The organism is Gilliamella sp. Gris1-4, from assembly GCF_001690335.1.
GTDB classification, from domain to species: Bacteria; Pseudomonadota; Gammaproteobacteria; order Enterobacterales; family Orbaceae; genus Gilliamella; species Gilliamella apicola_P.
Genome location: NZ_LZHA01000047.1, coordinates 89,613 through 100,225, shown reverse-complemented (window position 1 = coordinate 100,225; position 10,613 = coordinate 89,613). Strand labels below are relative to the sequence as shown.

The window sequence follows — 10,613 nt, the reverse complement described above, 5'->3', positions numbered from 1 at the left end:
TGATGAACTAGGGGCTGCGCCTGAAATAGGAGGATTATCTGTTCTGACCGCATTGGTTAAATCTCTTACCCGTGGCATTCGATAACCCAAACTATTACACCATGATGTTTGATTGGAAACGCTAGCTCTTTGACTACCCCGATGGACGAACCACTGCCTTAACTTAAATCCGTACCGAACCTCATTACCATTACTATCCCTTCCCACCAACTCGAAGGTCTGTGGCAAAGATGGACGTGTAAGTGAACCAGGATTACTTGAGCTTATCTGACTACTACTTGCCCTTGGACCTGTTAATGTTACCCGTGTTACATTTTTGGATTTATCTGTAATCCAATTATCAGCATAAGAATTACTTGGGTCTGCTGAGACTGGCAACCTCCAACTCACCGTTGCACCTAGACTGCCAATTGTGTTAACTGTCCAATTCAACTGACTTGCGTCAATACCACCTATGTCCAAATCAAAATACAATCCATCTGCTCCTGTTGTTGGAAAGTTTCTGTCGTAAGATGATGGGTTTGTTGACTGAACTAAAAAGCCCTTAGTAGGAGACCATATGTTAGATGGACCGGCATAACGTGGGTAGTCGTTAGAAACAATGCCTCTTGTTCCACCATACAACAAATTCGGCCTGACCGAACAAATAACCGGCTGTGACGGCAAAGTGATATAATAAACCGCTGTGCCTCCGTAAAAACGACTACTATTTGGCACTCCATACTGTGTAGTTAAACTTCCCCCTGTACTATCTAAAGTGACCTTATAAGGCGCTTTACATATATCTAATGTATCACTACGATTAACCGTGCTACCGTTTTTATCCTTTATTGCTAACGATATACTCCCTGTTGCAGTAACACCATTTGTACCCTGTCCATCCCCATCATCATCTCCCCACTTCCCTTGGCTGATTAGACTATTTAAACTAATAGATGTTGCACCCGACGGCAATACCGTATGAATATCATTAAATGTATAATTTCCACTTGGTAACCTTATCGGATTTGTAACACTTGATGTGTTTGTTGACTGAGTGATACGTCTTCCATCTGGCAACTCGATTGCCAAAAATGTGTCTGTATTAGTTGCCTTAGTCCGCCCACCATCAAACGTTAAATACGGCCCACTACCGTGAATAGTATTGGTTGTATTTACCGTTAACGCCTCTGTTCCCTGTGTATATGACAATAACAACAATGGCGCAAAGAACAATGCCGATTTTGATAACAATGGTGATTTAAATAGTAACGGCGGTTTGGATAACAATGGCGGTTTTAATAACCACTTGGATATCGACGATGATTTTTTCGAAAATATGGCCGATGATGTGACCGAAGATGTTGTCGAAGAATCCGCCGACAGCATCGCCAGTAAAGACCCCGATGACGGCGTCGATTTCGCTACGCGAAATGACTTCGATGATGAAAATAACTGTGGCGCCCTACTTTGGCTACCGTGCGAATCAATAAGATTTAGGGCATAGGTTTGGCAGGCCAGATGCCAGATGCCAACCATGGTAATGCATTTTTATTTCCTTGTCAAGTAATTTATTGTTTTTTCTGAACTTTTATATCCGTTCCTTGAATTTTGAGCGATTCCTTGCCTGAATAAGCTCAAAAATTATAACTTGATGATAAATAATCCGCCACTTTTTTTGTTAATTTATTGTAAGGAATTGTTAAGGGGGAATAACGACCGATGTTGGTGTTGGTGGGGAGTTTGTCGATTTGTTGTTAAATTGATGTTAGTATATTGCTGTTTATTAATACAATGATAGGAATTAATGTTGATAGAATGGATATGCCGAGGTAGTTGTTTTACGTCAATGGATGGAAATCCGAAAAGCTGTGCTAGGATTATATTGCAACTCTTTATTTTCATTCTTGTTTTTGTTCCATTAACCCATTGCTTTGCGCAAGAAAGAGCCTACCGAAATAAAGGCGATTATCTCCTTTTTACGCCCAAAGTTGGGGATATCTATTTGTTTAATTTAGTAAATGTTGGAAGAAACAGTAACGATAATTACAACGATTTTATTTATGATCTATATCAAAAGAAGATCATTAAAATAGATGATTCTGATATTGATAACTTCAATACTGACAATATTGGTAGATATCAAGACCTTTATGTGGGAATGAAGTTGTTAAGCTATAATTCAAGCAATTATGTCTACTCTGTTGCACTTTCGAATGTGGCTTATACTTCATTAAGCCAAGCTAAATCGAATCTTATTTTGCCGTCTTCTTATAGTAATCAGCATAATTCACTTGATGATCGGGAAATGGCCGACTTGCGTCAAAACGATATTATGACCGATGTTATTCGTCAATCTTTGGGGAAATCCTTTAATAAGGATCTTTATTATTCTGTGTTTAAGCCGATGATACATGATGTGTATTTAATTGATTTAGATAAATTTAATACCTTTAATGATAAATACAGTAATGAGTTTAGTCAGGATGATATTTATCAACAAAACCTTGCTAATATAGATGGCATAAGTACAGATGATTTTAATAAAGACGCGAAGAATAAGAGTAAGAAGATCTATGTTGGTATGAAGATGGCTTCTTACAGTTTAAGAAACGATGATTATCAGTTTTCTGTTTCAAACTCAGGTTATACATCGTTAAAAGAGGCTAAAATTAAGCTTCCGTCTTTTGATTATAATCGTTCTGATTTGTCAATAAGTGGCAAGGCGGTAAGGTATATGATTAATCATGGTATCTTTGTCGATAAAGTTCGCGAATCAGAATACCTGAGTAAAAGAAACAATGATAATGAGTAAGACGACAAATAAAATGGTGATCGATGACTTTAATATGAAAGCCGTGTAAGGTGACTTTGATTTTGTTGTAGCTGCTGTGCCCACGTTTTACGTGCCTTTGTGGGCACTAAAGCGTTGTTATGATTTGTTTTTGAAGCTGGGATTTTAAGCTCAGTTCAGCAAACATCTGCTTAAGCTTGTGGTTTTTAGCCTTTAGCGCCTTTAAGTGTTTGATATCCGAAGTTTCCATTCCGCCGTATTTTCCCCGCCATTTATAGAAAGTTATAGGGCTTATTGCGATTAAGATAACTATAAAGTCTAAATTTTTTAATTGATTTTTCTGTATCAGACAAAACCTTCAACGATAAATTGTTAGAGGACATAATTGGACTTTCGATACCTTTCAAAATGCTTGAGCTATTTCTAATAAGTTCCATGACACGAAACTGGTCATTACGAACTAAAGCTTGTATTAATGGAGTAATCAATTTAGCAAAAAAGATAACGCTGGAATAGATCTTTCTAATAAAGAAATAAAAGCTGATGTGAATTGTGAAGAGTTTGCAGTATTTTTTTGCTGTACTATTTTTGGGGGATTTACAACACGTTTTTTGGACGGATTTTTGGGCTAAATTATTTTGGATGACTCAGGATTATTCGGTTCCATACTGGAAAGTAAAACCGTTATATATCACTTGCAAACGCTAAGCTTTGCGAACTTTAATGAAGTATACTGGATATTTTATTGGAGCGGGAAACGAGGTTCGAACTCGCGACCCCGACCTTGGCAAGGTCGTGCTCTACCAACTGAGCTATTCCCGCTTATTGAGGTGCTTCGAAAGAAGTGGTGAGCATTATACAAAAATTTTTGTATCTCGCAACCACTTTTTATTATTTATTTTTGTCTTTCCTACTATCTTTCCAACTAAGTGATTCAAAAACACCAAATAAAAATAGCCGTAACACTTTAAATTTATCTTGTTGTTTTTCTTGTTTGGTCATGGTTGAGTTTAACATCCATGCTTGTAAGCCATGAGTAACCGTAAAGGCGATTAAGCCAATATTGGCAACAACATTTGCCGGTTTTGGATATGGGTGGATTAAGTTAAATAATAAAAATAACCACATTAATGAATATAAGGTTTTACCAATAAAGATGAACATTAATTATCTTCTCGTATAAATAGATAGCTGTGAACTTGCCCTGCAGTCTTTTCACGATGTAGGCGCCAGTTAGTTGGAATATAAGTTGTTAGATCATGCTGTATTTCTGTTTCTATATAAATATAAGCCAATGGTTTTAACCAGTTGTTATTTTCAAGTTCGCTAACCGTTTTTGCGACTAATGATTGATGAAATGGTGGATCGATAAATACAATATCAAACTGTTTTACAGCAGGCCTGTTTAGCCATTGTAAAGTATCGGTATGATAAATGTCGATTGCGTTGCTAGCAATAATCTGTTTATTTTTACTAAGTAGTTGCGCTACTTGTTTATCTTTTTCAAGCAAAGTAACACTTTGGGCACCTCTTGATGCGGCTTCAAAGCCTAATGAGCCACTACCCGAAAAGCAGTCCAAACAATCACTATCATGTATAACTGGCATTAACCAGTTATATAGGGTTTCTTTAATGCGATCGGTAGTTGGGCGTAATCCTTGTTTATCTAGTACCGACAATTTACGCCCGCGCCATTTTCCGCCAATAATTCTTATTGAACCATTCATTTTAAGTCCTTTATCAGAATAGTTCTGATGTGTTGCCCTCTGAATCAGTTACTTTTGTACCAACTTCTTTTGTCGCATAACCCGTTGGTTCAGTGCCTTTGATAAAATATTCTGACATGGTTTTAGAGCCAGAGCTAGGTAATAGGCCTGTTTTTTGATCGATAGTAACCGAAATCACATTATCAGGTTTTACATCTTGTTTTACAGGAACATCTTTTAGGGCAACTTTCATATAATCGACCCATATAGGATTTGCTGTTACAGCGCCCGCTTCGGCTCGGAATGTTCGACCTAAATCACGGCGGTGATCATCAAATCCCATCCATACGGGGGTCACAATATTGCCACCAAAGCCTGAAAACCAAACATCTTTAGATGAGTTTGTTGTCCCTGTTTTACCACCGACATCTTTTCTACCTAATGCCTTTACACGCCATGCGGTACCTTGCCAATCTGAACCACCAAATACGATTGAGCGAAGACCGTCTTTCATAATAAATGCAATACCACTATTTACCGTATGCGGTGCATATTTTGGTGTTACATCTGTGGTTTTATTTTCAGTGTCAATATCAGGTAAAACTAGATCATCATCTGCTTTTAAATTTTCTTGTTCAGGCTCTTCATTACCCGATTCGTTTGATTCATTTTCAACATTATCTAGTGATACGGATGTTTCTCCAACAATGACGTCATCATCATCACAATTGTGACAAGCAATCAAAGGTTGATGTTGATAAATTACACCTTTTCCGTCATTTTCCTCAATTTTTTCAATTAAATACGGTGTTATTAAATAACCACCGTTAGTGATCACCGAGTAAGCTCTTGCCACTTGCAATGGCGTAAACGAAGCCGAGCCTAAAGCCAATGATTCATTATGAGAAAGGTTTTCTTTGGGGAATCCAAAACGCTCTAAATAAGTTGCAGCATAATCTATACCAACTGCACGCAATGCTCTAACCATCATTACATTTTTAGACATTCCTAATCCAATTCTTAAACGTAAAGGTCCTGCATAGGTAGGTGGTGAGTTTTTAGGACGCCATGTAGCACTACCCGCAGAACGGACAATAGGTGCATCATTAAGAAGCGTAGCCATTGTTAAACCTTGCTCTAATGTTGAGGTATAAATAAATGGTTTAATATTCGATCCTAATTGCCTTAGTGCTTGTGTTGCTCGATTAAATTTACTCAAATTAAAATCATAACCACCAACAATTGCTTTGATTGCACCATTGTCTGAATCAAGTGATACTAGCGCAGCATTAACAGCAGGAATTTGTGATAATTCCCAATTATCACCAGTTTTTTTGACCCAAATTAACTGTCCTGCCTTGATGGTGTCAGAGACTTTTCTTGGGTAAGCTCCTTGTCTTGTATCGCTAATAAATGGGCGAGCCCATTTCATGTTTTGATATTCAATAGTAATATTACTTTTATCAGATAATACCGCTGTTGCTTCTTTATCTGAAGATGTCATGACTACAGCTGGACATATGCCACCATAGCATATGTATTTATTAAGGGTCTGATGGATTTGTTCAATATCCCATGGAGTTTCGTCCGGTTGCCATAATACTTTTTCTGCACCACGATAACCGTGCCTCATATCATAATCAATAATATGCTTTTGCACCGTTTCTGTTGCAGCTATTTGATCGGTTCTTGAAATAGTCGTATAAACTTTATAACCATCGGTATAAGCATTTTCACCAAATTTGTCATACATAAATTGACGTGCCATTTCGGCAACATAAGGCGCCGAAAACTCAATTTGTGGTGAATGATAGCTTGCTCCTAGCGGTTTTTTAATCGCTTCGTCATATTCTGCTTGAGTAATATAGGATTGATCTAGCATTCGTCCTAGCACCCAATTGCGCCTTGTTAATGCACGTTCCGGATGTGAAATTGGGTTGTAAGCTGATGGCGCATTTGGTAAGCCTGCTAATAAAGCCGCTTCATCAACAGTTAACTGATCAGGTGTTTTACCAAAAAAAGTATAAGATGCTGCTGCAACACCATATGCTCTGGAGCCGAAATTAATCATGTTAAGATATAGTGCCATGATTTCTTCTTTTGATAACTCTTTTTCCATACGGATAGCCAAAATCATTTCTTTGACTTTACGCGTTATGCTTTTTTCAGGTGTTAAGAAAAAGTTCTTAGCAACTTGTTGCGTAATTGTACTTCCACCTTGAGAAAATCCTTTCTGCTTTAGTCCAATATACATCGCGCGAACAATACCAATAGGATCGATGCCAAAATGTTCATAAAAACGGGCATCTTCGGTTGCAATAACCGCATTAACAACAACTGGTGGAATTTCATCGTATTTCAAAGGGGTTCTATGACGCTCTCCAAAAATGGCAATTAACTCACCATCTTTACTCAATACTTGCATTGGTGTTTGCAATTTAACATTTTTTAATGTTGCAACGTCGGGAAGATCTTTCGAATAATGAGCATAACCTGCAATACCAATAACCAAGCCGCAAAGAAATAAGCCAATGAATAATTTTAGAATAATTTTTAACACTCTAATTAATATCACAAATCTTTCCTATCTGAATTTTACGGCAAAAAATGATACCAATACTATTGCTGCACCAAATTGAGTAAACCTGTCTTAAGTGAGGATCCTCACTTTGACATTAAAAGGGAAATGCTAATAGTCGATCACTTTATTAAAATAAGTCAAAATTATGCGCATTATCTCCCATATTTATCTTTATTTTAAGTAATTTTTTACAAAATGATGAAAATAATTCTAATTTAACTAAAGTAAAGAAGGAATTATGTGGAGCATAAAACTTAGCATATCAAAAATACAATTACTGATTTCAACTCTTTTCTATTCACTGCTAATTGCGCTTTGTTTGGTTATGTTTGCTAACACATCCTTAAATTGTTATACCTTTGTTATTGTTCTATTATTAATAATAGAATGGTGGCGCAGTCTGTGTTATTTAAAAACCATTAAAGACGAATTTGCGTTATTTCACTGTATCAATCAAATATACTGGCACAAGCAACGTTGGCACTTAATACATAACCCTTTGATATTTCGTTATATCATTATTTTGAATTTAAAATCCCGACATAATGGCAAACGCTGTACGCTATTATTAATGGTTGATAATCTTCAACCTAACGATTGGCGTACATTGCGTTTTTACTTAAAGCAGATCGAATTAACTTGACGAAAACACCTACTTTCCTAAAACTTTTTGCCATAAAAGTCGTTAGGCTAATGGGATTTTTTAATCCAATACTGATAAGGATTGGATTCTATTTGCAATGATAGTAATTGATGATCCATATGGCGACAAAAGCTAGGCACATCACGAGTAGTTGCAAAATCATCCGCGATCACATAAAGGACTTGCCCTATAGATAGTTCTCGAATCGCTTTTCTGATCAACATTATAGGTTCAGGACAACGCAATCCAAGCGTATTGAGTTCTTTGTCAATAGTTATATTCATATTTAATAATTATAAAAACAGTTTACTTAGATAATGTGGTACAGCATCTTGAGCGTTAGAGCCAATAACCTCTAACTCAGGCAATAATGATTTTAATTCCGAGCTTCCGTTTTGCATTATACAGCCTTTACCTGCGGCTTTTAACATTTCGTAGTCATTCATGCCATCACCAAAAGCGATACTATCTTTTAAACTGTAACCTAATTTTTCTACCACTTTTTTTAGTGCACTACCCTTAGACACATTTTCGGCCATGACTTCAAGGCAATTTAGAGTTGAAAAAGCAACGCTAAGTTTATCTCCAAAGTTTGCATCAAGTCGATTCTTTAATTGGACTAAATGTGGGTAAAGTGCATTATCTGTAGTCGTAAAATAAATTTTAGCAACATCGCTAGTGTCAAAATTAAGTGGATTAAATAATTGATAAGTAAAATCTGTGTCTCGAAAGAATTCTAATGAATATGTATCTTCTTTATTAATTAACCAATGATCACCACGATATACATGAGTATAAATTAAAGGATCATCCATACTCATTTTAGCTATTTCATTAGCAAGCGATGGTTCGATACTTTGGCTAAAAACTAGATTACCTTCGCTATCATGCACCCTAGCACCATTTGCCGTTATCATAAAGGCATCAATTTCCATATTTTCTCGCATTTGAGCAACATCAATGTGGTGTCTGCCGGTTGCAAAGACAAAATGAATGCCTTTTTTGCGTAGCGCTTGAAGGACTTGTTTGGTATAAGGTGATAAGCTATGTTCAGGAGTTAATAAAGTACCGTCTAAATCAGAAGCAACAACATGCATAATATTCTCTACTTTTATAATTAATGGTAATAATAATATACTTTAAAACAATATTTACTTATCAAAGCAACTGCTAAAACAAGTTAAAGTATAATACAACTCCGTTAGCATTTACTCAACCAATTGCGGTGTAATAAAAATAACCAACTCTCGTTTTTGTTGTTTTTTTCTATTATGTTTAAATACATTTCCAATAATTGGCACATCGCCCGCACCAGGTACTTTTTGTTGCCCTTTGGTGTTAATTTGTTGAAAAATACCACCTAATACTACTGTTTCGCCATTTTTTATTTGAACTTGTGTTTTGATCTCTTGTGTATCAATAGCTAGCGCCTCACCACCATCACTACGTTTAATTGAGCGACCGGCCGTATTTTGCGTAATGTATAAGTCTAAAATCATCCTATCATCTGTTAATATTTTAGGTGTGACCTCTAGCCCTAACACCGCAGGCTTAAATTCAATAGATGTTGCACCATTACTACCACTAGAAACCTCGTAAGGAATTTCAGTACCTTGTTTTATCGATGCCATATTTTGATTGGCTGTTAACAAATTAGGGCTGGCTATAATTTCAAGTTGATTTTCAGATTCGAGCGCTGATAACTCTAAATTAAGTAAATGACCAGATATTTTAGCCAAATTAAAACCTACAGTTGTGGTGGGATAACTAGCTCCAAGCCCCACATCGAACTTATCTAATAGTTGCGATGATTTTCCTGAATATCCCCATTTTATACCTAGCTCTGACATGCTCTCCTCATTCATGGTAACAATATGCGCTGAAATATGAACTTGAGGCATTGGTTTATCCAGTGTTTTAACTAATTTTTGGATATTAGCAAATTGTTTAGCTAAATCGGTAATGATAAGCGAATTTGTCCGCTTATCGATCGCAACCTTACCCCGTTCTGATAATAATCCTTGTTGTTGAATTGTTTCAATTAAGGTGGCTGGGTCTGCATGATTAACTGCTATAGGCAAAGAACTAAGTGGTTGGTTTAATTCTTTTTCTCTTTGTTCAGATTGCTGTTTTTTCAATAAAGCTTCTGGTTCTATCGCTTTAGATACGAACAAAATATTATCGTCAATTTCGGCTTGTAAATTTGCCGAACCCAATATGATCTTTAGTGCTTTGTGCCAATCAACGTTGTTGAGTTTAATGGTTTGCTTAATTGGTATATCTTCGGTCATGACTAAATTCATCTGCTGACTATCGGCTAAAGCTTGTAAGATAATTGCAATGTCGGTTTGGTAAAATGTCATTGAGATATTTTGTTGCGAATCGACATTTACTGATTGCTTCATATTTGCGTAAGTTGTATTTATGATCATTGTTACAAATATAAAAATTATTACAGCTAACAAACTTATTATTGCTTTAGTCAATCTGCAAATACATTGTTCTAGCCATTGATGCGTTTGATTTTTACTATTGTTATTATTCATTTAGCGACATTGTCCATGATACAGTACTATGGCAATAATCAGGTAAATCGGCCTGCCACGTTATTTTATCGTTTAATAAAGATTGCAAACGCCAAGGAAACAAAACGTTAGGCACCACATCATCAGTTATTGCTAACCATTGATTTTCAGATGTTAACCAAATTTGCTGATAATTCTGATCTATTTGATTCATGCTTCCCCTAAAATGCCAAACTTGAATTTGTTCAAGCAGTAACGCCGTTTGCTCACTACAAGAAACCGAGTAATTTTGTTGAAAAGGATCTCGTTCTAAAGACACATCGGCCTTTAGTTCAAAACAGATAACAATTAATAAACTAATAAATTGATAGAGATAACGTTTCAC

Annotated in this window: 12 protein-coding genes and 1 tRNA gene; 3 read left to right on the top strand and 10 right to left on the bottom strand. The window is 36.2% G+C overall.

Annotated features, from left to right (window positions below; all coding sequences use genetic code 11):
- The coding region (locus tag A9G31_RS06630; protein WP_141671402.1) for a hypothetical protein at nucleotides 1–1,191 on the bottom strand (1,191 nt) is incomplete at its 3' end.
- Between A9G31_RS06630 and A9G31_RS06625 the strand changes: the two genes are divergently transcribed.
- On the top strand, nucleotides 1,145–1,486 hold the full coding sequence (locus A9G31_RS06625; protein ID WP_065560982.1) for a hypothetical protein: 342 nt from the start codon (nucleotides 1,145–1,147) through the stop codon (nucleotides 1,484–1,486). The two genes, A9G31_RS06630 and A9G31_RS06625, sit on opposite strands and share 47 nt — an antisense overlap.
- A gap of 303 nt (nucleotides 1,487–1,789) precedes the next feature.
- Nucleotides 1,790–2,794, top strand: a complete 1,005-nt coding sequence (locus A9G31_RS06620; protein WP_141671401.1) for a hypothetical protein — start codon at nucleotides 1,790–1,792, stop codon at nucleotides 2,792–2,794.
- A 106-nt stretch (nucleotides 2,795–2,900) separates the two neighbouring features.
- Here the strand turns inward: A9G31_RS06620 and A9G31_RS12215 are convergent, their stop codons facing one another.
- The 5 genes from A9G31_RS12215 to A9G31_RS06600 all read right to left on the bottom strand — a co-directional run bounded on the left by A9G31_RS12215 (nucleotide 2,901) and on the right by A9G31_RS06600 (nucleotide 7,054).
- Entirely contained in the window at nucleotides 2,901–3,059 is a 159-nt protein-coding gene (locus tag A9G31_RS12215) for a transposase (RefSeq protein ID WP_366940312.1), read from the bottom strand.
- Nucleotides 3,060–3,519: 460 nt separating this feature from the next.
- Nucleotides 3,520–3,595 (bottom strand) — tRNA-Gly (locus A9G31_RS06615).
- 69 nt (nucleotides 3,596–3,664) lie between these two features.
- Complete coding sequence (locus A9G31_RS06610) at nucleotides 3,665–3,937, bottom strand: DUF1145 domain-containing protein (protein ID WP_065560980.1); 273 nt, start codon at nucleotides 3,935–3,937, stop codon at nucleotides 3,665–3,667.
- A complete protein-coding gene (gene rsmD / locus A9G31_RS06605) occupies nucleotides 3,937–4,500 on the bottom strand; it encodes a 16S rRNA (guanine(966)-N(2))-methyltransferase RsmD (RefSeq protein ID WP_065560979.1) in 564 nt (187 codons plus the stop codon). Before rsmD ends, A9G31_RS06610 begins: the two co-directional genes overlap by 1 nt.
- Nucleotides 4,501–4,513: 13 nt before the next feature.
- The gene (locus A9G31_RS06600) at nucleotides 4,514–7,054 is read right to left on the bottom strand and encodes a PBP1A family penicillin-binding protein (protein WP_218056399.1); all 2,541 of its coding nucleotides are present in this window, start codon (nucleotides 7,052–7,054) and stop codon (nucleotides 4,514–4,516) included.
- A gap of 244 nt (nucleotides 7,055–7,298) precedes the next feature.
- On the opposite strand from A9G31_RS06600, the gene A9G31_RS12210 reads away from it, so the two are divergent.
- Nucleotides 7,299–7,703 (top strand): protein YgfX, encoded by a 405-nt coding sequence (locus A9G31_RS12210; protein ID WP_065560978.1) that lies wholly within the window; start codon nucleotides 7,299–7,301, stop codon nucleotides 7,701–7,703.
- 47 nt (nucleotides 7,704–7,750) lie between these two features.
- On the opposite strand, the gene tusA is transcribed toward A9G31_RS12210, so the two are convergent.
- The 4 genes from tusA to A9G31_RS06575 form a co-directional block, all read right to left on the bottom strand.
- Nucleotides 7,751–7,987 carry a sulfurtransferase TusA gene (tusA, locus tag A9G31_RS06590; protein ID WP_065560977.1) on the bottom strand — a complete coding sequence of 79 codons (237 nt, stop codon included), beginning with the start codon at nucleotides 7,985–7,987 and terminating at the stop codon, nucleotides 7,751–7,753.
- 9 nt (nucleotides 7,988–7,996) lie between these two features.
- Nucleotides 7,997–8,803 carry a Cof-type HAD-IIB family hydrolase gene (locus A9G31_RS06585; RefSeq protein ID WP_065560976.1) on the bottom strand — a complete coding sequence of 269 codons (807 nt, stop codon included), beginning with the start codon at nucleotides 8,801–8,803 and terminating at the stop codon, nucleotides 7,997–7,999.
- 108 nt (nucleotides 8,804–8,911) lie between these two features.
- Nucleotides 8,912–10,108, bottom strand: a complete 1,197-nt coding sequence (locus A9G31_RS06580) for a secretin N-terminal domain-containing protein (RefSeq protein WP_081299370.1) — start codon at nucleotides 10,106–10,108, stop codon at nucleotides 8,912–8,914.
- 133 nt (nucleotides 10,109–10,241) lie between these two features.
- A complete protein-coding gene (locus tag A9G31_RS06575; RefSeq protein WP_065560975.1) occupies nucleotides 10,242–10,613 on the bottom strand; it encodes a hypothetical protein in 372 nt (123 codons plus the stop codon).

What these genes read in the sequence shown, in the direction of transcription:
- A9G31_RS06610 (WP_065560980.1), bottom strand. Translation starts at nt 3,937, where the DNA reads ATGTTCATCTTTATTGGTAAAACCTTATATTCATTAATGTGGTTATTT.
- rsmD (WP_065560979.1), bottom strand. Translation starts at nt 4,500, where the DNA reads ATGAATGGTTCAATAAGAATTATTGGCGGAAAATGGCGCGGGCGTAAA.
- A9G31_RS12210 (WP_065560978.1), top strand. Translation starts at nt 7,299, where the DNA reads ATGTGGAGCATAAAACTTAGCATATCAAAAATACAATTACTGATTTCA.
- tusA (WP_065560977.1), bottom strand. Translation starts at nt 7,987, where the DNA reads ATGAATATAACTATTGACAAAGAACTCAATACGCTTGGATTGCGTTGT.
- A9G31_RS06580 (WP_081299370.1), bottom strand. Translation starts at nt 10,108, where the DNA reads ATGAAGCAATCAGTAAATGTCGATTCGCAACAAAATATCTCAATGACA.